We start from the raw sequence: 23,890 nt of genomic DNA on the forward strand, positions 1-23,890 counted from the left end.
ATATACATCAATACATAAATACAAAAATTATATGAAAATAGTTGTTTTAGGAGGTGGAGAAAGCGGATGCGGAGCTGCTTATTTGGCTAAAAAGAAAGGTCTGGAAGTATTTCTTTCAGATAAAGGAGCCATTAAGGATAACTATAAGCAGTTTCTTACCGAAAATGAAATTGAATTTGAAGAAGGAAACCACGATGAAGAAAGGATTTTAAATGCTGACTGGATCGTAAAAAGCCCGGGAATTCCGAAAAAGGCAGACATCATCAATAAAATTCATGAAAAAGGAATCAGACTTTCCTCTGAAATTGAATTTGCTTCTGAATTTACAGATGCAAAAATCATTGCCATTACCGGAAGCAACGGAAAAACAACCACTACTTCCCTGATCTATTATATCCTGAAAAATGACGGATTGAATGTAGGTTTGGGAGGAAATATCGGATACAGCTTTGCCAAGCAGGTTGCAGATGAAAACCATGAATATTATGTACTGGAAGTAAGCTCTTTCCAACTGGATGATATTCAGAATTTCAGACCTTATATCTCTTTATTGTTGAATCTGTCTCAGGATCACCTAGATCAGTACAACTACAACTATGAAGAATATGCTTTAGCAAAATTCCGAATCACTGAAAATCAGGAGAATGACAACTTCTTCATCTACAACAAAGATGATGAGATGAGTAAAAATCTTCTTGAAAAACTTGAAATAAAGGCTAAAATGATTCCTTTCTCAACCAAAGAGAAGTTACCTGAAGGAGGTTTCATCAATGACGATGAAATTATGGTAAAAATGAAGGATGAATTCTCAATGAAAGTTGATGAATTGTCTCTATTGGGAAATCATAATGTAGCCAACAGTCTTGCAGCATCCATTGCCGGTAAAATATTAAAAATCAACAATGAAAGCATCAGACATTCATTGATGACATTCCAGGCCGTAGAGCACAGATTAGAGTTTGTTACTGAAATTGATAGCGTAAAATATATCAACGACAGTAAAGCAACCAATGTGAACGCTACTTACTATGCTTTGGAAAGTATGAAAACCCCAACCGTATGGATTGTGGGTGGATTAGATAAAGGAAATGACTATACCGAAATTGAAGATTTAGTCAAAAGAAAAGTAAAGGCAATTGTTTGCCTTGGAGTAGACAACAAGAAGATCATAGACTTCTTTAAAGATAAAAAAGAAGTTATTTATGATACTTCAAGCATGGAAGAAGCGGTGAGAATTTCAAAATCACTGGCTAAAAAAGGCGATACGGTCTTATTATCTCCATGCTGTGCAAGCTTTGACTTGTTCAAAAGCTATGAAGACAGAGGACGCCAGTTTAAAGAGCAGGTATTAAAGTAAATGTAAAAAGTATTAATGATCATCAATTTCATCAATACATTTTACATCAGTACATGAATACAATAATTATGGACGAACAGAACACAGAAAGCAGATTTGAATTTCTAAAGGGCGATAAAGTACTTTGGATGGTCATCCTTGTGATCTCCATTTTCTCTATTTTCCCTGTATACTCTGCAAGTTCAAATCTTGAATACATTGTTAATAACGGGACTACAACTGGTCACGTTATCAAACATATGTTCTTTGTAGTCTTGGGATTAGCAATCATGAGACTGGTAGGAACCATAAAATATGAATACATCGGAAAGCTCAGCAGTATTCTGCTAGGCCTTATGATTGTTCTGCTGATTGTTACCATGTTTACCGGACAGACCATTGACGGAGCCAGTGCTTCCAGATGGCTGAAAATCCCGGGAACACCAATTTCCTTCCAGCCTTCATCATTTGCCTTTTTAATGCTAATCATCTATCTGTGCAGATATTTAACCAAAAAGATCACCAGAGAAAGGCTTCCGATAGAGAATATCATGTATATTTTCGGACCTATTCTGCTTGTTTTCGTACTGGTAGCAAAAGATAACGGTTCTACAGCATTGATGATTTTAATGGTTTCCGTAGTGGTTCTTGTCATAGGCCAGCTTCACTGGAAATACATTGCAGGATTTATTTCTGCCTCATTTGTAGCCATTGTCCTATTCTTATTGATAGCTCTGAATACTAATATGATTGGCGGAAACCGTGTACATACGTGGATGAGCCGTGTAGAAACATTTACCTCAAGCAAAGCAAAATCAGCAGATGTAGATGATGAAAGCGTAAAAGCGAAAAATTATCAGGTAATGCAGGCCAAAGCAGCCATCGTACATGGCGGAATTACCGGAATGGGACCAGGAAAAAGCGCATTGAAACAAATGCTTCCCCAATCTGCCTCCGACTTTATTTTTGCGGTCATCGTAGAAGAATATGGCGTGATTGGAGCTGCTTTTCTGATCAGTTTATACCTGATCATGATGATAAGGATTGTAATGATCGCCAGTAAGATGCCGGCGTTTTTCGGATCGCTGCTCGTGCTCAGTCTCGGCGTAATGATCTTTATTCAGCTTTCGGTCAATATAGCCGTTGCTGTAAACCTGATCCCGGTAACAGGACAGCCGCTGCCTTTGATCAGTTACGGAGGAACCTCAATGCTGGTCACCTATTTGCAGTTAGGCATTATTTTAAATATCAGCTCAAGAATCCAGATTTATGATGAAGAAGGAATGGGCAAAAAACAAAGTGTAGCAGAAATAAACGATATCGCTTAAAATGGACAAAAAATTGAAAATATTATTATCAGGCGGCGGAACAGGAGGTCATATCTTCCCAGCCATTGCCATTGCTGATGAGATCAGAAAAAGATTTCCTGATGCAGAATTTTTGTTCATTGGTGCCAATGGAAAGATGGAAATGGAAAAAGTTCCTCAGGCAGGCTATAAAATTGAGGGAATTGACATTGCAGGAATTGACAGAGGAAATCTGCTATCCAATTTGGGACTTCCTTTCAAGATTCTGAAAAGCTTATCAAAATCTAAAAGGATTATTAAAAACTTCGCTCCCGATTTTGCAGTAGGGACTGGAGGATTTGCCAGCGGGCCCGCTCTTTATGAAGCCAGCAAAATGGGAATTCCGATTTTCATACAGGAGCAGAATGCCCATGCAGGAGTAACCAATAAAATATTAAGCAAGAAAGCCAAAGCCGTTTTTACAGCTTACCCAAAAGTAGAAGGTTTTCCGGCTGAGAAAATAAAATTTCTGGGCAATCCTATCCGTGAGAATATTGTTTCAGGAATGCAGGAAACATCTCAGGCAAAAGAAAAAATGGGATTAAATAAAGACAAACTTACGATTCTGTCTGTAGGGGGTTCTTTAGGCTCCAGAACATTGAATAATGCATGGAAATCTCATTTAAAACAAATTGCAGATAAAGATTATCAGCTGATCTGGCAGACAGGAAAGCTTGATTATAAAGATATTTTAACAGAAACAAAAGATACAGACACCAGAAACATTCAGATCCTTGAATTCATCAAAGACATGGAGCTGGCTTACTCTGCTGCCGATATCATTGTTTCCAGAGCCGGAGCTATTGCCATCTCAGAGCTGGCTGTAGCACAAAAGCCGGTTCTTTTGGTACCCTTCCCTTTTGCAGCGGAAGACCACCAAACGAAAAACGCCATGAATCTGGTTGAAAAAAATGCAGCCAGAATGGTGAAAGACTCTGAAATGCAGGAAAAATTCTGGAATACATTATCAGAAATCTGCGAAAATGAAAGTGTAAGAAAAGAAATGTCCGACAATCTGAAATATTTTGCCAAGCCAAACGCCGCAAAAGAGATTGTAGACGAAATATTTAATAAACTGTAAAAAGTATCATTGTAAAATGTATTAATGACCACAATACTCATGAATACATTGCACATGAATACAGCAATACAAAACAAAGAAATGAACATTTTACAAACATATCAGACTTTTTACTTCGTCGGAATCGGAGGTATCGGAATGAGTGCACTAGCACGCTATTTCAATGCATCCGGGAAAAAAGTATTGGGTTATGACAAAACCAATACAAAATTGACTCAGAACCTGATGAATGAAGGGATTGATATTGTTTTTGAAGATCTTATTGATGAAAGGATCACATCCCTTCAGAGAGAAGATACATTGGTTATTTATACACCAGCCATCAAAACGCTTGGGATATTGGATTACTTCAATGAAAATCAGTTTGAAGTGTTGAAACGCGCTAAAGTTTTAGGACTAATCACTGAAAATACAGATTGTATCGCTATTGCAGGAACTCATGGAAAGACAACTACGTCCACCCTAGTAGCCCATTTATGCAAGGAAGCAGACTTACCTTTCTCATGCTTTTTAGGAGGAATTTCTGAAAACTTCAAATCCAACTTCCTGTACAACGGTTCTACTTATTCTGTGGTAGAAGCAGATGAATATGACAGAAGCTTCCTAAACCTGTCTCCGGACTGGGCAGTAGTAACTTCTACAGATGCAGACCACCTGGATATTTATGGGGACAAAAGCCATATTGAAGAAGGATTCAGACAGTTTGCCGCTTTGGTTCCTAACGATCAACAGCTCTTTGTAAGAAAAGGAGTAGAAATTGGCAGAGGACATCAAACCTATGCAGTCAATGAGCCTGCAGATTATTATTCAGACAACCTGCGAATGGATCATGATAAAATTTATTTTGACTTCCATACTCCTACTGAAACAATAAAGGATTTTGTCTGGGAAATTCCGGGAATCCATAATGTGGAAAATGCTACGGTAGCACTGGCCATTTTGCATAATTTAGGCGCAGATTTTGATACGCTGAAAAAAGCAATTGCCAACTTTAAAGGAATTAAAAGAAGATATACCAAACATATTTATCAGAACGGTAAAATTTATATTGATGATTATGCCCACCACCCTACAGAAATCAATGCTGTAATGAGCTCAATCAGAACATTTTATCCGGATAAAAAACTAGTAGTTGTCTTCCAGCCTCACCTTTTCAGCAGAACAAGAGATTTCGCAGATGGGTTTGCAGAAAGTTTAAGCAAAGCTGATGAACTTATTCTGCTTGATATTTACCCTGCAAGAGAACTTCAGGAAAACTTTGAAGGAATTACTTCAAGCTGGCTGCTGGACAAAGTAACATTAGATAAAAAAGAAGTATCAACATTATCTGATGCTTTTGAAAAAATAAAAGAAAAAGATTTTGATATCCTTCTTACAGTAGGCGCAGGAAACATTGACACCCTGTACGATCCTATTTGTGAATGGATTGAGAAAATTTGAGTTAAACGCAATGCTCGCGAAGAAAAATGTAAAATCGTTCACAAAGGCGTTTCACTCAGCAAAATGAGAAAACAAATTATATAAGTTATAGCCCTCGATGAGTGAAACGCCCTCGCGAACGGAAAAATAAAAAGATTGCTTTGCGATCATAGCGTTAAACATGAAAACACAAAATGTATGATAGAAAATGAAATTTCAGAGATTGTTTTCAGTGCTGGAATGAAAATACATCGTACGCTTGGAATTGGACTTTATGAAAATGTATATGAAGAGTGCTTAGTTTATGAACTAAAAAATAGAGGATTGAATGTAGAAAGTCAAAAAAACATTGATATTGAATATGAAGAGTTAAAGATATCTAAAGCGTTCAGAGTAGATTTATTAGTTGAAAACAAATTAATAATTGAAATAAAAGCAGTTCAGGAGATTAATGATTATCATTTTTTTCAGCTTTTAAATTATTTAAGAATAACAAACATAAAACTCGGAATGATTTTGAATTTCCATTCAATTCTATTCAAAAATGGAGTAAAACGAGTTGTAAATAAATTGTAAAAAGTAATAATGTATTTACGTATTCATGAATACATTTTACATAAATACATGAATACAAAAAATGTATGAAAAATAAATACAGAATATTAAAAATTGCTGTCACTGTAATCATCCTTGGATTGTTACTGAGTTTCTCATTGAGAAGATTCAGTCACCAACAGATTACAGACAATAAGATTTCTGTAAAAATGAGTGAAAAAACTCCTGTTTATTTTGTAGATGAAAAAGACATCAGGGAAATTGTAAAAAAAGAAAACCCTTCAGGAAAAGTAGGTGATCTTAATATTCCTTCTTTAGAAAAAAGAATCAATTCTCTTCCGGCAGTTGACAGTGCAAATGTCTACCTGAATCTGAACGGAAAACTGAATCTGGATATCAAGCAGAGAGTTCCTGTTTTCAGACTTAATAAAGATGGAAAAGACTTTTATGTGGATGAAAAAGGGGTAGAATTTCCAATTTCAAGAACATATTCCCATCCATGTATGCTGGTAACCGGAAATGTACAGCCGGATGAATATGAAAAACTGGCAGAACTGGTAGGAAAAATAGATAAAGATGATTTCAGTAAGAAATATTTTATTGGAATTTCAAAAAGTAAAGACAGCTACAACCTTCTGACAAGTGAAGGAAATTACAGGGTAGAGATTGGAGATCTGGATAATATTGATTTTAAAGTAAGAGGATTTAAAACCTTCGTGGAAAAATATCTTGTGTATCAGGATCCACAGAAGTACAGCATGGTTTCTGTAAAATACCAAAACCAGATTGTTACTACATTAAATCCTTATTTTAAAGAAAACGACAGTATTTTAAAAGCTGGAAAAATGGAACTGGCAAAAGTACCTTCTCCTGCAGCTGCAACGAAAAAAACAGAGTCTAAGCCAAAGATTGCAGAAGTAAAAAAAACAAGTTCCGCACCGGCCAGACCGAAAGAGAATACAAAAACGAAAACACATACAAAAGAAGCGAAAAAAACAGAGAAAAAATCAACCGCTAAGGCCTTGTCCAAGCCAAAAGCAAAAGTAAAAATAGAATAGCCCCTTCACGGCATTTAACACACAAATAGGAGATCATCCTTAGAGAAAAAAAAGGAAAAAAGTAGAAAAAATCAAATCGATATAAAAATGGAAAATCAAGAGTATTCAGTAGGTCTGGACATCGGGACAACAAAGATAGTCGCGATTGTCGGAAGAAGGAATGCACACGGGAAAATAGAAGTTCTCGGTGTAGGAAAAGCTAAAAGTCTTGGTGTTCATAAAGGTATTGTGAATAATATTTCACAAACTATTAATTCAATCAAGGCTGCAGTATCCGAAGCACAATCCAGTGCTGGTGTTCCTATCCGCAAAGTTACGGTAGGTATTGCAGGAAAACACATCCGTTCTCTGCAGCACTCCGATTATATTATGCGTGAACATCCTGATAAATTTATTACAGACGATGACATTGAAGCATTAAAAGATCAGGTGAAAAAGCTGGTCATGCTTCCTGGAGAAGAAATTATCCACGTACTTCCTCAAGAATATAAAGTAGATTCCGAAGGGGAAATTCAGGAGCCCGTCGGGATGCATGGAAAACGTTTAGAAGCAAATTTCCACGTTGTAGTAGGCCAAATGGGAAGCATCAGAAATATTGCGAGATGCGTTCGTGAAGCCGGATTAGAAATGGAAGCACTTACTTTAGAGCCATTGGCATCTTCAGAAGCGGTCCTTACAAAAGAAGAAAAAGAAGCTGGTGTCGCAATTGTTGACATTGGTGGTGGTACAACAGATATTGCGATTTTTAAGGATAATATCATCCGTCATACCTGTGTGATTCCATACGGAGGCGGAATTATTACCGAAGATATCAAAGAAGGCTGTTCCATTATAGAGAAACATGCAGAACAACTGAAAGTAAAGTTTGGTTCGGCTGTTCCCGAATTAGAAAAAGACAGTACTTTTGTAACCATTCCCGGGCTACATGGCAGACCGGACAAAGAAATTTCTTTAAAAACTTTAGCACAGATCATCAATGCGAGAGTAGAAGAAGTTTTGGAAATGGTGAATACAGAGCTGAAAGCTTATGGCGCCTTTGAACAAAAGAAAAAGCTTATTGCCGGAATCGTTCTTACGGGCGGTGGTTCAAACTTAAAACATCTTCGTCAGCTGGCTAATTATACCACTGGTTTTGACAGCAGAATCGGTTTTGCAAATGAATATATTGCCAACGATAAAAATCAGTACCTGAAAGGCCCTGAATTTGCTACGTCTATCGGGTTACTGATGGAGAGTTTAAAGATCAGAGACAAAAAGCAGAATGCTGATGAAATCATAGAAGTTGTTACAGAACAGCCAAAGCTGGAAACTGCTTCAGCGCAGACAGAAACCGCTCAACCGGTTCAGCAGGCAGCACCCGTTCAGGAGCAGCAGTCTTTTGAAAATGAAAGACAGGAGAACAGAAAGGCGAAATTGACCTTCGGACAGTCGCTTATGGAAAAAGTAAAAAAATTCTTTGAAGAAGTAGAGTAAATTATAAATGATGAATGATAAGCGATAAACGATCTTTTCCTTATCAATTATCATTGATCAATTATCAATTATAATTATTAAAAGTATAGTTATGGAAAATATAGGTACACAAGGATTTTCATTTGATTTGCCAAAAGGAAATTCATCCATCATAAAAGTAATCGGTGTAGGGGGTGGTGGAAACAACGCTCTGAAGCACATGTACGAGAAAGGAATTCACGGAGTAGATTTCGTGATTTGTAATACAGATGCTCAAACTCTAGATAATAACCCGGTCGCTAATAAAGTTCAACTAGGAACCACAATCACAGAAGGTCTTGGAGCTGGTGCAGACCCTGAGGTGGGAGAGAAATCTGCAATCGAAAGTATTGAAGATATTAAAGCTGCTATGGGACAAAACACCAAAATGGTGTTTATCACTGCCGGAATGGGTGGTGGTACCGGTACCGGAGCTGCTCCTGTCATTGCAAAAGTAGCAAAAGACATGGGAATTCTTACTGTAGGTATTGTTACCGTTCCTTTCAGTTTTGAAGGTAAAAGAAGATTGGATCAGGCTGAAAATGGTCTTGATAAATTAAAAAATAATGTTGATTCATTAATTGTGATCAACAATGATAAGCTAAGACAGCAGTTCGGAAACCTTGGATTCAAGCAAGGGTTCTCAAAAGCCGATGAAGTTTTAGCCAATGCAGCCAAAGGTATGGCAGAAGTTATTACAGGTTACTTTGATGTAAACATTGACTTTAGAGATGCTAAATCTGTACTTCAGAATTCAGGTACCGCATTGATGTCTACAGGAACTGCTTCAGGTGAAAATAAAGCTGAAGAAGCTGTAAGAAAGGCTCTTGATTCTCCTTTATTGAATGATAATAAGATTACAGGTGCCAAAAACGTTCTGTTATTGATCAGAAGTGGTGCTGAAGAAGTTACCATGGATGAGATTGGTATCATTATGGATCACATTCAGAAAGAAGCTGGAAATACAGCTGATATTATCTTCGGGGTGGGGGCTGATGAAGAATTAGGAGATGCCGTGAGCGTTCTTGTTATTGCAACAGGATTCTCTAACGACAACAAGAAGTTTGCAGGACCTACAGAGAAAATCAGAATCAGTCTTAATGACAGCTTTGATGCTCCGAAAAACTCCCCTTTCAAAACAAGAGAGGAAAGAGAATCTGCACCTGATACAACCTATGATTCAAGCAGAGCCAATCATTTCAGATTAGATGATGAAGACCACGGTACACAGTTCAAGGTTACATCTATTGAAAAAAAAATGATTCTTGAAGAAGAACAGGTGAAACCCGAAATAAAATTCTCTGATAAAGAGGAAGATATAGTAAATACACCTGAACAGGGCTGGAGAAACGAAGAAGAAGGTGAGCAGGAATATAGCTTATTTACTATTGACGAAGAGAGTGAAGATCCAAATGACCTGGAAATTCAATCTTTCTCATTTGATTTCGAGAACAAAAAAGATGAGCCACAGACGGGAAGTACTTTCAGCAACTCTTTTTCAGAAGAAAAACCTGTTGAATTCAGCTTCTTTGTAAACGAACCTGTAAGAAATGAGCCTAATACCGATTTTGGACAGCCAAAAGCAGAATTTAATAATCCCAGCAACGCTGCTGTAGCTGAACCGGCTCAGAAGATTGAAACCTTCTACCAGAAACAGGAAGAACCAAAAGCTGAAACAAGAACTGCTTTTGAAAACAAAACAGAAATTGAAACTCCGAAAACAGAAGAATCAGAATTCACTTTTGTGAATAAAACGATTGACCAGGACAGAGTGATTGAAAGAAGAAATAAATTGAAAGAATTCAACTCCCGCTACCAGAGCTTTGACAGCACCAGCGAATTTGAATCTATTCCTGCTTTCAAAAGAAAAAATATTTCGATCGACGGAACCAATGCTTCAGATCAGAACATCAACACGTATCTTTCTGACAACAACGGATCTATGCAGATCAGAGAAAACAGATTTTTAAATAAAGACGTAGACTAAAATAAGCGTATTAATGTATTGATGTAAAATGTATTAATGATTTTACATACTCGTTCATCAGTACATTAATACATTTTACATTAGTACAAATAAGAATACCATGAGTTTAGAAAATATAATAAGCGAAGCTATAAAAACAGCCATGAGAGAAAAAGACAGAGTAGCTCTGGACTCTCTTCGTGCTGTAAAATCTCAGATTCTTCTTTTACAAACAGAAGCAAGAGGTGCTGAAGTTTCCGCAGAGCAGGAAATTGCTATTCTGCAGAGAATGATCAAACAGCGTAAAGATTCTTTCGAGCAATTTTCTGCTCAGGGGAGACAGGATCTTGCAGAAGTAGAAGAAGCTCAAATGAAGGTAATTGAGAAGTTTTTACCTAAGCAGCTTTCTGCTGAAGAACTTGAAACAGAAATTAAAAATATTATTTCTGAAACCGGAGCTGAATCTATCAAGGATTTAGGGAAGGTAATGGGAGCCGCATCGAAAGTATTAGCCGGAAAATCAGATGGGAAAAGTATTTCTGAGATGGCTAAAAAGCTGCTGTCTTAGTTGAATACGATTCGTTGAAGGCAAATCCATAACCCTCAACTTATTTTCTATCAACTATTTATATTAGGATATACAACCTTTGCATATCGATTTGATTAAAGAAGCCCGGAACTTTTCAGTTCTGGGCTTCACTTTCTTTGGATATTAAAGTTTGTTAATCAGTTTTGATTCTAAACTGTAAAAAGAATTAAGATACTACCATATTTCATAGAGTATTTAAGTGATTGATTGCTTGAGGGAAAGCCTTAAATGTTTTTTTCATGGTCGTTTGTTTTTCAGAATCATTTCAAAATTAATAATAATTTTCCATTATTCCTAGTCTTAATTCACTTTTTTTTGAATATTATTACAATATTAATATTTGATTAATTTTATATGACTAATCGATTGATAGTTTTTATATATTGAACAAACGCAAAGAAATGCTTAACTTTGTGCAGATAAAAACAAAATATATGTATCCAACAGATTTAGTAATGCCTATGAAGGCAGAGCTTACAGATAAAGGTTTCCAGGACTTGACAACTCCAGCTCAGGTAGAAGATGCATTGAAGCAGTCCGGAACTACATTATTGGTAATTAACTCTGTATGTGGTTGTGCTGCAGGTGCCGCAAGACCAGGAGTTGTATACTCTTTAACAGGAGATAAGAAACCAGATCATTTAACAACTGTATTTGCAGGATTTGATACTGAGGCTGTAGTAGAGGCAAGAAAACACCTTGCTCCATTCCCTCCAAGTTCTCCATGTGTAGCACTTTTCAAAGATGGTGAATTGGTTCACATGCTGGAAAGACACCACATCGAAGGGAACCCTGCAGGAGCTATCGCAGCAAACCTTCAGGCTGCATATGACGAGTATTGCTAACAAACAATAATCTAAATATCAAACCGTTACAAATTTTGTAACGGTTTTTTTATTTAATTATGTAAAAAATTTTCAGAAAATTCAAATATCATTATATTTGTTGGAATGGCAACCAAAGCACTTTTCAATACCGTAGTGAACTGGTTCATCCGTCAGAGGATAGATCAGATACAGAATTTCATGGACCATCCCATTGAAACCCAGAAAGGTATACTCTTTTCTCAACTGTTTCATGCTGAAGATACGGAATATGGTAAACTATACGGATTCAATTCGATATCAAGTTATCAGGATTTTAAAAACAAGGTTCCGATTGTTACATACGAAGAAATGGAACCCTATATTGAAAAAGCAAGACAGGGACAAAAAGATATAAGCTGGCCGGGACTCATTAAGCATTTTGCCAAATCATCGGGAACTACCAATGCCAAGAGCAAATTCATCCCTATTTCTGCCGAAAGCCTTGAATACTGCCACATGAAGGCAGGAAAGGACATGGTTTCCATTTATGCCAATAACCATCCCGAAAATCAGCTTTTTAATTATAAAAATTTACGTTTAGGCGGAAGTTCTGAACTGTATGCTGATTTCAACACAAAATTTGGGGATTTATCCGCTATTTTAATTGACAACCTTCCGTTTTGGGTAGAAATTACCACAACCCCAAGCAAGAAAGTATCTTTGATGGGAGAATGGGAAAGCAAGCTGAAGGCGATCACCTCTGAAGTAAAAAATGAAGATGTGGGAAGTATCCTTGGAGTACCAAGCTGGATGATGGTTCTTCTTCAAAAAGTATTAAAGGAAACCAATATCGAAAGTATTTCAGAGCTATGGCCGAATCTGGAGGTGTTTTTTCACGGTGGAATCAGTTTCAAGCCCTACAGGGAGCAATTCAGGCAGATCATCGGAAAAAACATCAATTACTACGAAATTTACAATGCTTCTGAAGGTTTCTTTGGGATACAGGACAGATCAGATAGTGATGAAATGCTTCTGATGCTTGATTATGGTATATTTTATGAATTCATTCCCATGGATCAGTTCCATTTTTCAAATCCGAAAGTGGTAAGTCTGGAAGATGTGGAGGTGGGGAAAAATTATGCAATGGTTATTACAACCAACGGCGGCCTGTGGAGATATCTTATTGGCGACACCGTTGTCTTTACATCCACCAACCCGTTCAGAATTAAAATAACCGGAAGAACAAAACATTACATCAATGCTTTCGGAGAGGAATTGATGATCACCAATGTGGAATCTGCCCTTTCAAAGGCATGTGAAGCTACAGGAGCACAGATCACGGATTTCACAGGAGCTCCTGTCTTTATGAAAGGAAACGAAGGAGGTGCCCATGAATGGATTTTTGAATTCAGCCAGCATCCGGATAATCTGGACAGTTTTATTGATGCTTTTGACAAGCATTTAAAGACCATTAATTCAGATTATGAAGCAAAGAGATATAACAATATGACTCTTAAAAGACCCATCGTACATATCGCTAAAAACAACCTGTTTTATCAGTGGCTGGAAGCCAAAGGAAAACTTGGCGGACAAAATAAAGTACCAAGATTAAGCAACGACAGAGAATATATTGAACCTTTGCTGGAAATGAATAAATAAAGATATTATTTCTAAATGCAAAGCAATATGTCAAACAACATACAAAATAAATGCTTAAAAATAAAAGCCGTAATTCAGTTGAATTACGGCTTTTATTTTATTTACTTAAGTCTTCTTTTACTTTTTTGGCAGCTTCCTCTACTTTTGAAGCTCCTTTTTTGGCGGCTTCTTTTGCATCTTTTCCTACTTTGTTGGCTTCAGCTTTGATATCCTGCCCTGCTTTATTGAGGTCCTGTTTTGTCTTGTCTGCAGTGGCATCAATTTTATCTTTAGCTTTTTGGGCAGCATCGTCAATCTTATTTCCGGCTGCGTCTACTTTCGCTTTTACATCTTCTTTTGCATTGTTGATTTTTGCTGTGTCAACGGTGGTTGGAGTTTCTGTAACGGTGGTAGTGGTTGTAGTAACTGATCCGTCAGCGTTTTCTACCTGTTCTGTTTTCGTTGTTGATTTTGTGCATGCTACAGTGAATACTGAGATCACTGCTGCAGCAAGGATTGTTTTTTTCATATTGTATATTGTTTTAATGATGTTGACTTTATTGTGTTTTAGTCTCTGGAGCGGCCGGTGCCTCTGCAGGTTTCTGTTTCTTTTCTGCTTCAGTTTTTTTCTTTTCCTCTTCCTGTTTTGCTTTATTTTCTTTTTCAAGCTCTGCCTTTATCTTATTCTCCTCTTCCTGAAGCTTTTTAGCCTGTTTTACAGAGTCCAGATATTGAGGGGAAGACATCCTTATCTTTCTGGCAATATCTACTGAAACTGCGCCGGTAGAAAAGGAATCAACAGCAATAGTATCATAGCTCCTTTTAACTTCCTCTTCCGCAGCGAATCCCGGAGATTCTTTTTTGGAACACGCAGTGAGAAGGATTGCGAAAATAAAAATTGCAGACAGTATATTTTTCATGGAACTAATTTAGCAGAAATTCTGCAATTACAGGATAGTGATCCGATAATTTCACAGACTGGTCTACTTTATAGCTTAGAGGGATGATAGATTTTGAACTGAAGATATAATCAATTCTCAAAGGTACTTTATAGTCATGAAAACTGCTTGCACTTCCCTTTCCTGCTACTAAAAAGGCATCCTGAAGATCTTTTCCCAGGTTGTAATATTCATAAGAATTGGGAACAGAATTAAAATCTCCGGCTAAAATAACCGGGTAAGGTGATAAATCTACCATCTTTCTGATTCTTTTCACCTGATCTTCATGGGCCAGAAATGTGGGCGTCATATGAGAAAGTAATGCCGAAATATTTCCAAAACCTAATCCGTCAAGTTTCGTAAACATAGATTTATGAAGTCTGAAAGGCTCAAGATAAACATTCACTATTCTGATGACTTTTCCATTGATATCAATATCAGCGTAGAATGAATTTCCACGCGCTTTTTCATCAATTAACTCGGCCTGTCTAAGAATTTTATGTTTTGTTTTCAGAATAACAGAAGGATATTTTATAAGATCCCGTTTTATGGCGCGGTTGGTATCTTTTTCCTGCACAAGGATAATATCTGCATCCTGTTCTTTGATATAATTTTTTACTTTGTCCCAGCCGTATTCCCCATATTTTACATTAAATGTCAATACTTTAATATCCCGTATTGTTTTCACATTCTCTGTTTTTGGAGAAAAGTTGATCCATCGTCTGATCGGGTTATAGAAAATAAGTGTACCTAATGCAAAAGCAATAGCTATTTTTTGTTTTTTAAAGATCCATATTAGTGTAAGAACTGTATGTGCCAGTATAAGATAGGGGAAACCAAGCGATAGAAGATTAAGATTGCCCAAAAGGTTAGGTGGAATCCATGCATTCCCTAAGGTGCATAACAACAAAACGGCAATAACGATATGTATAAATAGTAATATCTGATTCGACTTCATGGAAAAACGGTCTTGGTACGGTTTTCTTTCAACAAAAATCCTACCAAGCAGACAATTTTAACTCTTTTTATGATTATTTATTCTCCGTAGAAAATTTCGCGATGACAGGATAATGATCTGAAATACTTACAGAACGGTCAACTTCATAAGATATTGCCCTTAATGATTTTGAAGAAAAAAGATAGTCTATCCTGATGGGGAATTTATAATCGTGAAAACTGGTTGCACTTCCCTTTCCTGCCGTTAAAAATGCATCTTCAAGCCCATCTGACAAATGGTAATATTCGTAAGAATTAGGTACAGAATTGAAGTCTCCGGCAAGGATAACAGGATAAGGTGAATTTTCTATTACTTCACGAATCAAACCAACCTGTTCCTGATGTTTTTTAAAGGTAGGAATCAACCTTTTAACAACACCCTTAACTTTTCTTTCGTTATCATCGGTGTTTCTATTAAGCCTCACCATATCTTTGTCAAATTGGAACGGATGAAGATAAACATCAATAAACCGGTAAACCTTTCCTCTAATTTCAATATCAACCTGCAGCCCGGGAATCCTTACACTTTCATCGTGTGGATCTATTATTTTATATCCAATAATCTTATGTTGAGTTAAGACAGTAACGCCCACTTCAGGACTTGCTTTTTGGTACCCTTCAAATTGATATTCTCTCCCTGAATCCTCTTGCAGAAGAATAACATCCGCATTCTGAGATTTCAGATAAGGTCCGATTTCGGGATTTCCTCTTCCTCCCGCCCTGGTATTGAAGGAGACTATTTTTATTTCTGAATTTCCATTTTTAGGAGAAGAATAATTTACCCATCGTTTTACAGGATTGATAAAAGCCAATCCCAGAAACATAAATACAAAAGCTCTCTTTTTCCAGCTGAATATCCAAAATATTGTTAGAATGATATAAGAGATCATCAGCACCGGAAAGCCTAAAGAAAGCAAATTAAACCATGGAAAAACCTTTGGTGGAATATATGCGTTCAATAATGTTCCCAGCAGTAAAACCAGAATTCCAAGATGTAAAATGAATAGTATGAGGCGGAAAATCTTCACAAAATTATTTTAATTGAATCTGTACAAATGCTTTTTCCAATTGAGTGCCAGCAGCCACCCTACCAAGGCTCCTCCTACGTGAGCCAGGTGAGCAATACCACCACCATTTCCGGAAAGCCCAAGGTATACGGAAACAACAACAATAATAGGCAGCAAATATTTTACTTTAATCGGAACCGGAATAAACATGATTCCAATTTTAGAATCCGGATATAGTGTTGCAAATGCAGCTACAACTCCGAAAATTGCTCCGGAAGCACCAACCATGGGTGTGGCTACAATACCTTTGAAACTTTCCAGTAATTCTTTTTGTTTAAGAATGGAATCTGTATTCCCTGTAAATTCAACACTTGCACCGGACAGATATGCATTTACATTAAATCCTAGTTGTTCCAACTCACGGGAAAGCTGCTGAACTTCTACAAAGTTCCACAAATTAAAAAGGAAGAATGCCCCGAGACCACTTACAAAGTATAAAATCAAATATTTTTTATCTCCTAATGTTTGTTCCAGAATTGGACCAAAGCTAAAGAGAGTCATCATATTAAATAAAATATGCATGATACTTCCATGCATGAACATATGTGTAACAACCTGCCACGAATGAAAAAAGGGTGAGAACGGATAAAAGCCCGCGAGATAACCAATCATCTGGTTTCCCATGAAGTAGGTAACAATAAATACTATAACATTGATAATAATAATGTTCCTTGTAATTGGAGGTATATTGTTAAACATAAATTTTTAAAATTTGTTTTTAAAATCGTTGAACGGAACTTCATAATAGCATCTTTTCCCATCTGGTAAAAACTCCGGGAAGCCTAGTGCTGTAAAATCTTTGATAAGCTGTTCCGCATCTTTTTTATAAATAAAGTCAAATCTTGACTTCGATTGCATTTTGCTCCACTGATTATGGTAATACTGCAAAAATTCTTCTTCTGTCTTGTATTCAAGGATTTCAAAAAGGTTTTCCAGGAATTTCATCGCCTGGGTTTCTTTCAGTCCTTCAGGAAGAGAATCTATTCGAAGTACACTTTCATGAGCAATTTTCATGTCAAACCCTAATTCCGGAAGATATTTTTTAATCGAATTATATTTTGTCTTCTCAATCTCATTCATATGATATTCCAGAGAAAATAGAAGGGCATGACTGTTTGTGTTTGATTTTCTGGTAGATTTATTTCCTTCAGAAACCAATAATCTGTGCATTCTTCCGAGATCCAGCATCAGCGTAACATCTCCTTTATTGAAAAGCCAGTAACCGTTTGGAAGTCTCATCAAATCTTCATCAAAATCTTCATCTTCAAATAAATTGATCTTTGAAGGCTCTGCAGTAATATTCTGATGGTACATTTCCGTAAGATTCTGAATTTCTTCCGGATGTACTACATTTTTTTCTTCCAGGAAAGGATTATAATCTTTGTCTACAATGATTTCAGGCATTTTTACAAAACCGCTTCCTCCACCGTTTCCTTTACTTGGTATTGGCTTATTCATCATTTCATCCAATTCCGGATCTCTGTCGAAATCAAGGCTTGGAGAAACATTATAGATCCCTAAAGATCTTTTGATGGTTGAGCGGAGCAAAGCAAAAATAAGATGTTCATCTTCAAATTTCACTTCGGTTTTCTGCGGATGGATATTCACATCAATTTTCTCCGGATCAAGCTCCAGAAAAAGGAAAAATGAAGGTACATATCCGGGCTGAAGCAATCCTTCAAAGGCCTCCTGTACTGCTTTATTGAAGTATGGACTTCTGAAATACCTTCCGTTCACAAAAAGAAACTGCTCTCCTCTTGCTTTCTTGGCTCCTTCAGGCTTGGCAACAAAACCATGCAGCTTGCACCAGATAATATCTTCTTTAATAGGAATCAAAAGCGGCTGAAGTTTTCTTCCGAAAACATCTACGATACGCTGCATCTGGCTTCCTTTTCTCAGTCTGAAAACAGCTTCGTCATCATGAAAAAGAGAAAACTCCAGATTCTCATGAGCCAATGCAACACGCTGAAATTCATCAATTACGTGCCTGAATTCAATATTATTATTTTTCAAAAACTTCCTTCTTGCAGGAACGTTATAGAAAAGATTTTTTACTAAAAAATTTGATCCGTCTGCCGTCTGAACCGGGTCCTGAAACTGGAAAACCCCACCTTCGATATAAATGTTGGTTCCAATAGATGTGTCTTGCTGTTTCGTTCTGAGCTCTACCTGAGAAACGGCTGCAATAGAGGCCAGAGCTTCACCACGGAAGCCTTTTGTGGCAATCTTAAAGATATCTTCTGTTCCTTTGATTTTGGAGGTAGCATGTCTTTCAAATGCCATTCGTGCATCTGTTTCGGACATTCCTTTTCCGTCATCTACCACCTGAATAAGGTTTTTCCCGGCATCTCTGATGATCAATTCAATCTTTGTTGCATCTGCATCTATAGCGTTTTCCAAAAGTTCTTTCACGATGGATGCAGGCCGCTGCACCACCTCTCCCGCTGCAATTTGGTTCGCTACATGATCCGGTAAAAGCTGAATAATATCTGACATAAAAACGTAAATCAACTTACAAAAATAGTCAATGAAAACGGGAATTAAAATACCAAAACCGTGATTTAATATTTAATTATCAACATTTTTGCCTATTTATCCCCAACCAATTTTTTTAATGTTTGTAATGAAGGGCTTTAGCGTGTTTATTTGTCTGGACCGGGAATTTTCATTTCTATAAGCATGAAAAGTATGGTAAAAAATAACAAAATTGCAGATGTGTAAGATAATTTTCAGAAAAACACCCCTATTCTATAATAAAATAAGGGCATTTACAGCTAGTTTATACAAAAAATTAATAGTGTGTTTTTATATTTTAATCTTCAAAGACAAGCTTTCTTTTCTTCTCTCTTTGAGGAATTCCATGGATTTTCTCATACAGGTAAGCAAATACATTGGGCTTTCTGTAAATCCTGTTGTATCTGTACTTCGTATTGAAGTGGCGGATATGAATTTTATAGGCATCATACCCTATGACAATCAGAAGACATAGACTGATTACATAAAAGACTCTGAATTCCAGGTAATAATAAGTCAATCCCGAGAACACGGCTCCCATAACATAGGCAAGCATAATACTCATCAGAAGTTTTGCTCTGCCAATCAGTTCACCGTTTTTTCTGTATTTTTTCTGTGTAAACATAGATACCAGAATTCCCAGGTCAGTGGTTGTTCCGGTAAGGTGTGTGGTTTTCACAGAGAAGTTGGAGATACTTGCTGTAAGACCGTTTTGCAGTCCGGTGGCAAAAAGCATTAATGCTACCAAATATTCGGTTTCTTCTAATGTTTTCTGATAATAAAACTGTCCGTATATTCCCACGAAAAGAAGACATATAATTTCCAGCACAATAGGCATAGAATGGGCAAAATATTTACTTTTCTTATTAAAATTGATGACAATAAAGTTGGATAGAAAGCTTCCGAAGAAGAATAAAAAGATCCATCCACCTACGACGGCAACCTGAGTCCAGTTTCCTTTACTTATTTCTGCCGCTAAAATAGCATAGTGTCCCGTTACATTCGAGGTAAAAGAAAGAAATATCAATAGGGAAGCAATGTTTATAGTACCTGCCGTGAAGGCAGTCAGCGTCCCCAACCTGATATTATCTCCCAGTGTCCTGCTGTTACTATAATTTCTTAACATTTTTTATTTTTTAAATAGTGTTTTATTTTTTAGACCTCTACAAAGATCTCTGCCAGCCTTCCCCTTTCCGGAAGTCTTTCTCTTACTTCAACGGTAATTTCATGGGATTGCAGTTCTTTGCATTTTTTGATATAAGGAATCAGATCGAACTTACCATTTCCTTTGCTTTTGATGGATGGAGAATAGTAAGCTTCCTCAATATTTTCCGCCTTTACGTACTGGTTGAATGTTCTCTGGAAGCTTCCTGTAAAAACATCACAAATGATTTTATTAACCAAATGAGGATATTTATTACTGATAATTCCATAGGCATCACAGAACTCTTTTGGTCTTATTTTATTAAAAACCGATGTCTTGGTAGTGAATAAAAGGTCTCTGATAGAATCTCCGGAATCATACCCGGAAGTCAGAAGTATATTATATTGATCCTGATCTTCTGATGCATCTTTCTCCTTAAGTACTTTTTTCAATATATTCAATGACTCAAGAGAGTAATCTGTCGCAATTAAAATTGTTTTAGCCATGTTCTTTATTATTTTGTATTGTGTTTATCTTTTTTGATAATACAAAATTAGAACGACCATATTAGAGGATCTTTGGAACGGAATTAAAATGTGATTAAAGAGATTAAAATGAGATTAGAAAATTGTTAAGGAGAGTTAATATGACAAAAAAACGCAAAATCGTTAAATGACGAAATTGCTCATGCCTTTTATCAGTTACCGGATTGTTTTTCAGGCGGAATAAAAGGAATCTGACTATTCTCCTTTCTGCATACTATAGAAATTTGGGAAGCGCATCTGCACTGTAGTTCCCTGATTCTCGTGTGAGCTTACGATCAGTTCACCGTGGTGCATTCTTACAATATTTCTTGCTAGTGGAAGCCCAATTCCATAACCTTCGTAGTTGTTTGTATTGGAGGCTCTGAAGAACGGGTCGTAGATTTTATTCATTTCTACCTCAGGAATCCCGATACCATTGTCTTTTACAATGATGTAGACATCTGTATTGGTAGCTCCCAGAGAAACTTTCACCTGCTGAAAGTTAGAATATTTACAGCCGTTACTGATAATATTGGCTACTGCAAGATGGAGCAGCTGTTCATTCCCCTGCACTTTCAGTTTTTTCGGATTATCAGGAAGCATACTGATATCCAGATAGATATTATTTCGGGAATCAATTCTTCTGAGGGTTTCAATAACATCCCAAAGCAACTGATCAATTCTCACCTTGTCCATTTTCTGAATCTTTCCATCGAATCCGGTTTGGGCAATCATGAGTAAGGCTTTGATTTTTTTATCCAGCTTTTCGGCTTCATCCAGAATGATACCAAGAGTTTCTTTGTATTCGTCTGCTGTTCTGCTGATAGAAAGCGCTACATCAGCTTCACCCATAATGGATGTAAGAGGAGTTCTCAATTCGTGGGAAACATTTCCGATCAGGTGATTCTGAGTCTCAAAAGAAGTTTCAATACGGTTGAGCATATCATTGAATGTATCTACCAGTTCATTAAGCTCTTTGTTATCAGGCTGAGACTCCAGTCGTAAGTGAAGATTTTCAGAACTGATTTCCTTTACTTTTCCTGTAATTTTTAAGATAGGCCTGAATAAGGTTTTCGACAGATAAAAAGAAAAGATCATACTGAAAAACAGTGAAAGAACAATACAGGTAAGCAGTGTCCTTTTTAGAAAGCCAAGATAATAAATGACATAATGGTTTTTGGCAGAAGCAATAGCTATATAATCTTTATCATCATATCTGAAGCTTTGTCCTATATAATAGAATTCCTGGTCATTATAATTGGATTCCCCTTCCTTGATAATATTTTTAAAGAAGTAATCAGGAATATGAACTTCCTGGGATATTTTTTTGAAATTGGAATCTCTGGGAACGGCAAAAACATAGTCTTTTTCCATCGGAAGTTCCTCATCATTTAAACTATTGAGAATATAGTTTTCCGGAAGGTCGAGATGATCTTTGCTTTTTTCGATCTGAACAATGGTTGCAGTCCTGATCTTCAGCAGTTCATAAAACCTTTGGTGTGAGAAATTAACAATAGAAAAATAAACCAACCCACTGAACAGCAAAATGATGGCGGTAAAAACCAACATCAAAAGCACCATCGTTTTGGTCTGATTTGTAATGACTTTATTAAACATTCATTATGTTTTTTTCAACACATACCCCATTCCTATAACGGTATGAATCAGTTTATTATCATCCTGACTATCGAGCTTTTTCCTTAAATAGTTGACATATACATCCACCACATTGGTTCCCAGCTCATAATTTACGCCCCAGACTGCATCCAGAATTTCCGCTCTTGAAATTACTTTTTCCGGGTTATTCAGAAAATACAGCAGGAGTTTATATTCTGTGGAAGTAAGAGAAATATCTTCCCCGCCACGGGTTACTTTCTTGGTATAATCATTCACCATCAGATCCGAAAACTGAAAAACATGTTCATTATCCGGCTCCGGTTCAGCAATTTCCTGCGGGCCGTTATTATTGCTTCTTCTTAGCAGAGACTTCACACGGGCCACCAATTCAATAAATTTAAAAGGTTTTACCAGATAATCATCACCACCGCTTTCCAGTCCGAGAACAATGTTCTCCGAAGTTCCCAACGCAGTCAGAAATAAAATAGGAACGCTCTGATTGGTTTTTCTTATTTCTTTGCACACATCCAGACCATTCATTTCTGGAAGCATAATATCTAAAATTACCAGATCGAAATCATTAGCCTGCACCAGCTGTACTCCTGTACGCCCGTCAAAAGCTACAGAAATTTCATACCCGTTTTCCTGAAGTCCCTTTTTAATAAAAGATACCACACTGGTTTCGTCTTCGATAAGAATAATTTTTTTCATAGATGAAATAAGGAGTTTCACAAAAATAGGGAAATTTTATTGGGATAGGCAAAAAGGGAAAGAAAGCAGAAGACAAACCCAGCCCTTCTTTTTTCAATAATAATTTTCAATGAATTGATTCTTCCTCTTATCCAAACTCTATAGAATAATATTACCTTTGCTTTTAATAGAGTGACGAAAAAAATAATTCAGGTTAAATTGCACACAGTATGAACGATTTTTTAATAGGTATCGGTAAGAGATTAAAGGATATTAGAAAAAAGAATAATTTAACCATCAATGATCTGGCTTTCAAAGCGAATGTGAGTAACGGTCTTGTTTCCAGAATTGAAAACGGCAGAACCATCCCTTCACTTCCTGTTCTGTTGGATCTTATTCAGTCTCTTGAGATTGATGCCAGTTATTTTTTTGAAGGGGTTGAGAAAAAATCCAATGCCAAATTCATCTATGTTCCAAAAGAAAACCAGCAGGTTATAGAAAAAGAGGTAGAAGCTGAAGGATTCAAATATATGCATATCTTCAGCAAAAGTCTTCATTCTTTGGGATTTGAAGCGGTGTTGCTGACTCTTGAACCCAATTCTAAAAGGGAGAAGGTGATTACCGATGCCTGGGAATTTAAATATATTCTGAAAGGAGAAGTAAAATATGTGATTGATAATGAAGAAATCATTTTAAAAGAGGGAGATTCTCTTTATTTCAACGGTAAGTTTCCTCATGTTCCCGTAAGTATCAGCGATGAAAGCTGTGTGATGCTTGTTCTTTACTTTTATACCGCTTAATACCTTTTTTAACGCAAAATTTTTTACCGCTTTTGTCATTCTGACGAAGGAAGAATCTCTTATTTGCATTCAATAATTTGAGATTCTTCAACAATAACATCACCTTTGCATCCCTATAATATGGCATTATAATAAGTCAACTTTGCGTTTAAATAATCATCTTATTTTTATATAATCCTTCAATTTTTGATTTTCCAGCACATATAAAAGTTTACAAATATGCAACTTTTGTTTTCCCATTTTCTTCCAAGATGAACGAAATATTAATTAAAACAGTCCTCATTTCTGGAAATTTCTATTTCTGTTATTTTCTGG

The 23,890-nt window shown here is 36.5% G+C and carries 22 protein-coding genes; 12 read left to right on the forward strand and 10 right to left on the reverse strand.

The window, feature by feature from the left end:
• The first annotated feature begins 31 nt into the window (after positions 1-31).
• The 11 genes from murD (at position 32) to OL225_RS20105 (ending at position 13,306) form a co-directional block, all read left to right on the forward strand.
• Entirely contained in the window at positions 32-1,357 is a 1,326-nt protein-coding gene (gene murD / locus OL225_RS20055) for a UDP-N-acetylmuramoyl-L-alanine--D-glutamate ligase (protein ID WP_264519364.1), read from the forward strand.
• Positions 1,358-1,410: 53 nt separating this feature from the next.
• On the forward strand, positions 1,411-2,664 hold the full coding sequence (locus OL225_RS20060) for an FtsW/RodA/SpoVE family cell cycle protein (protein WP_264519365.1): 1,254 nt from the start codon (positions 1,411-1,413) through the stop codon (positions 2,662-2,664).
• 1 nt (position 2,665) lies between these two features.
• On the forward strand, positions 2,666-3,763 hold the full coding sequence (murG, locus tag OL225_RS20065) for an undecaprenyldiphospho-muramoylpentapeptide beta-N-acetylglucosaminyltransferase (RefSeq protein ID WP_047377992.1): 1,098 nt from the start codon (positions 2,666-2,668) through the stop codon (positions 3,761-3,763).
• Between the two features lie 81 nt (positions 3,764-3,844).
• Positions 3,845-5,203 (forward strand): UDP-N-acetylmuramate--L-alanine ligase, encoded by a 1,359-nt coding sequence (murC, locus tag OL225_RS20070; RefSeq protein ID WP_264519434.1) that lies wholly within the window; start codon positions 3,845-3,847, stop codon positions 5,201-5,203.
• A 177-nt stretch (positions 5,204-5,380) separates the two neighbouring features.
• A complete protein-coding gene (locus OL225_RS20075; RefSeq protein WP_126652846.1) occupies positions 5,381-5,758 on the forward strand; it encodes a GxxExxY protein in 378 nt (125 codons plus the stop codon).
• A gap of 65 nt (positions 5,759-5,823) precedes the next feature.
• Complete coding sequence (locus tag OL225_RS20080; RefSeq protein WP_264519366.1) at positions 5,824-6,795, forward strand: cell division protein FtsQ/DivIB; 972 nt, start codon at positions 5,824-5,826, stop codon at positions 6,793-6,795.
• Between the two features lie 87 nt (positions 6,796-6,882).
• Positions 6,883-8,268, forward strand: coding sequence for a cell division protein FtsA (gene ftsA / locus OL225_RS20085; protein ID WP_047377990.1), 1,386 nt, complete (start codon positions 6,883-6,885; stop codon positions 8,266-8,268).
• A 91-nt stretch (positions 8,269-8,359) separates the two neighbouring features.
• On the forward strand, positions 8,360-10,273 hold the full coding sequence (gene ftsZ / locus OL225_RS20090; RefSeq protein ID WP_264519367.1) for a cell division protein FtsZ: 1,914 nt from the start codon (positions 8,360-8,362) through the stop codon (positions 10,271-10,273).
• 100 nt (positions 10,274-10,373) lie between these two features.
• On the forward strand, positions 10,374-10,820 hold the full coding sequence (locus OL225_RS20095; protein ID WP_047377988.1) for a GatB/YqeY domain-containing protein: 447 nt from the start codon (positions 10,374-10,376) through the stop codon (positions 10,818-10,820).
• A 455-nt stretch (positions 10,821-11,275) separates the two neighbouring features.
• Positions 11,276-11,686, forward strand: coding sequence for a BrxA/BrxB family bacilliredoxin (locus OL225_RS20100; RefSeq protein WP_027372869.1), 411 nt, complete (start codon positions 11,276-11,278; stop codon positions 11,684-11,686).
• A gap of 105 nt (positions 11,687-11,791) precedes the next feature.
• Entirely contained in the window at positions 11,792-13,306 is a 1,515-nt protein-coding gene (locus OL225_RS20105; RefSeq protein WP_264519368.1) for a GH3 auxin-responsive promoter family protein, read from the forward strand.
• Positions 13,307-13,403: 97 nt separating this feature from the next.
• Here the strand turns inward: OL225_RS20105 and OL225_RS20110 are convergent, their stop codons facing one another.
• From OL225_RS20110 to OL225_RS20155, 10 genes are all read right to left on the reverse strand, one after another.
• Entirely contained in the window at positions 13,404-13,814 is a 411-nt protein-coding gene (locus tag OL225_RS20110; RefSeq protein WP_047377986.1) for a hypothetical protein, read from the reverse strand.
• A gap of 28 nt (positions 13,815-13,842) precedes the next feature.
• A complete protein-coding gene (locus OL225_RS20115) occupies positions 13,843-14,205 on the reverse strand; it encodes a hypothetical protein (protein WP_264519369.1) in 363 nt (120 codons plus the stop codon).
• 4 nt (positions 14,206-14,209) lie between these two features.
• Positions 14,210-15,181, reverse strand: coding sequence for an endonuclease/exonuclease/phosphatase family protein (locus OL225_RS20120; RefSeq protein ID WP_264519370.1), 972 nt, complete (start codon positions 15,179-15,181; stop codon positions 14,210-14,212).
• 73 nt (positions 15,182-15,254) lie between these two features.
• Entirely contained in the window at positions 15,255-16,247 is a 993-nt protein-coding gene (locus OL225_RS20125; protein ID WP_264519371.1) for an endonuclease/exonuclease/phosphatase family protein, read from the reverse strand.
• 9 nt (positions 16,248-16,256) lie between these two features.
• On the reverse strand, positions 16,257-16,985 hold the full coding sequence (locus OL225_RS20130; protein WP_264519372.1) for a rhomboid family intramembrane serine protease: 729 nt from the start codon (positions 16,983-16,985) through the stop codon (positions 16,257-16,259).
• Between the two features lie 6 nt (positions 16,986-16,991).
• The gene (gene mutL, locus OL225_RS20135; protein WP_047377981.1) at positions 16,992-18,782 is read right to left on the reverse strand and encodes a DNA mismatch repair endonuclease MutL; all 1,791 of its coding nucleotides are present in this window, start codon (positions 18,780-18,782) and stop codon (positions 16,992-16,994) included.
• Positions 18,783-19,098: 316 nt separating this feature from the next.
• Positions 19,099-19,926, reverse strand: coding sequence for a YoaK family protein (locus tag OL225_RS20140; RefSeq protein ID WP_047377980.1), 828 nt, complete (start codon positions 19,924-19,926; stop codon positions 19,099-19,101).
• A 29-nt stretch (positions 19,927-19,955) separates the two neighbouring features.
• On the reverse strand, positions 19,956-20,450 hold the full coding sequence (locus tag OL225_RS20145) for a hypothetical protein (protein WP_264519373.1): 495 nt from the start codon (positions 20,448-20,450) through the stop codon (positions 19,956-19,958).
• A 234-nt stretch (positions 20,451-20,684) separates the two neighbouring features.
• Complete coding sequence (locus tag OL225_RS20150) at positions 20,685-22,085, reverse strand: sensor histidine kinase (RefSeq protein ID WP_047377978.1); 1,401 nt, start codon at positions 22,083-22,085, stop codon at positions 20,685-20,687.
• A 3-nt stretch (positions 22,086-22,088) separates the two neighbouring features.
• Positions 22,089-22,796, reverse strand: coding sequence for a response regulator transcription factor (locus tag OL225_RS20155; protein ID WP_264519374.1), 708 nt, complete (start codon positions 22,794-22,796; stop codon positions 22,089-22,091).
• A 209-nt stretch (positions 22,797-23,005) separates the two neighbouring features.
• Here OL225_RS20155 and OL225_RS20160 point away from each other — a divergent pair, with 209 nt between their 5' ends.
• Positions 23,006-23,575 carry a helix-turn-helix domain-containing protein gene (locus OL225_RS20160; protein ID WP_149389149.1) on the forward strand — a complete coding sequence of 190 codons (570 nt, stop codon included), beginning with the start codon at positions 23,006-23,008 and terminating at the stop codon, positions 23,573-23,575.
• Positions 23,576-23,890 lie beyond the last annotated feature (315 nt).

This window comes from Chryseobacterium viscerum (assembly GCF_025949665.1).
Classification (GTDB): Bacteria; Bacteroidota; Bacteroidia; order Flavobacteriales; family Weeksellaceae; genus Chryseobacterium; species Chryseobacterium viscerum_A.

Coding starts and splice junctions, on each gene's coding strand:
- OL225_RS20080 (WP_264519366.1), top strand. CDS start 5,824: ATGAAAAATAAATACAGAATATTAAAAATTGCTGTCACTGTAATCATC.
- OL225_RS20150 (WP_047377978.1), bottom strand. CDS start 22,085: ATGTTTAATAAAGTCATTACAAATCAGACCAAAACGATGGTGCTTTTG.
- OL225_RS20115 (WP_264519369.1), bottom strand. CDS start 14,205: ATGAAAAATATACTGTCTGCAATTTTTATTTTCGCAATCCTTCTCACT.
- murG (WP_047377992.1), top strand. CDS start 2,666: ATGGACAAAAAATTGAAAATATTATTATCAGGCGGCGGAACAGGAGGT.
- OL225_RS20155 (WP_264519374.1), bottom strand. CDS start 22,796: ATGAAAAAAATTATTCTTATCGAAGACGAAACCAGTGTGGTATCTTTT.
- OL225_RS20105 (WP_264519368.1), top strand. CDS start 11,792: ATGGCAACCAAAGCACTTTTCAATACCGTAGTGAACTGGTTCATCCGT.
- OL225_RS20060 (WP_264519365.1), top strand. CDS start 1,411: ATGAATACAATAATTATGGACGAACAGAACACAGAAAGCAGATTTGAA.
- mutL (WP_047377981.1), bottom strand. CDS start 18,782: ATGTCAGATATTATTCAGCTTTTACCGGATCATGTAGCGAACCAAATT.
- OL225_RS20140 (WP_047377980.1), bottom strand. CDS start 19,926: ATGTTAAGAAATTATAGTAACAGCAGGACACTGGGAGATAATATCAGG.
- murC (WP_264519434.1), top strand. CDS start 3,845: ATGAACATTTTACAAACATATCAGACTTTTTACTTCGTCGGAATCGGA.
- ftsZ (WP_264519367.1), top strand. CDS start 8,360: ATGGAAAATATAGGTACACAAGGATTTTCATTTGATTTGCCAAAAGGA.
- ftsA (WP_047377990.1), top strand. CDS start 6,883: ATGGAAAATCAAGAGTATTCAGTAGGTCTGGACATCGGGACAACAAAG.
- OL225_RS20145 (WP_264519373.1), bottom strand. CDS start 20,450: ATGGCTAAAACAATTTTAATTGCGACAGATTACTCTCTTGAGTCATTG.
- OL225_RS20110 (WP_047377986.1), bottom strand. CDS start 13,814: ATGAAAAAAACAATCCTTGCTGCAGCAGTGATCTCAGTATTCACTGTA.
- OL225_RS20075 (WP_126652846.1), top strand. CDS start 5,381: ATGATAGAAAATGAAATTTCAGAGATTGTTTTCAGTGCTGGAATGAAA.
- OL225_RS20100 (WP_027372869.1), top strand. CDS start 11,276: ATGTATCCAACAGATTTAGTAATGCCTATGAAGGCAGAGCTTACAGAT.
- murD (WP_264519364.1), top strand. CDS start 32: ATGAAAATAGTTGTTTTAGGAGGTGGAGAAAGCGGATGCGGAGCTGCT.
- OL225_RS20130 (WP_264519372.1), bottom strand. CDS start 16,985: ATGTTTAACAATATACCTCCAATTACAAGGAACATTATTATTATCAAT.
- OL225_RS20120 (WP_264519370.1), bottom strand. CDS start 15,181: ATGAAGTCGAATCAGATATTACTATTTATACATATCGTTATTGCCGTT.
- OL225_RS20095 (WP_047377988.1), top strand. CDS start 10,374: ATGAGTTTAGAAAATATAATAAGCGAAGCTATAAAAACAGCCATGAGA.
- OL225_RS20160 (WP_149389149.1), top strand. CDS start 23,006: ATGAACGATTTTTTAATAGGTATCGGTAAGAGATTAAAGGATATTAGA.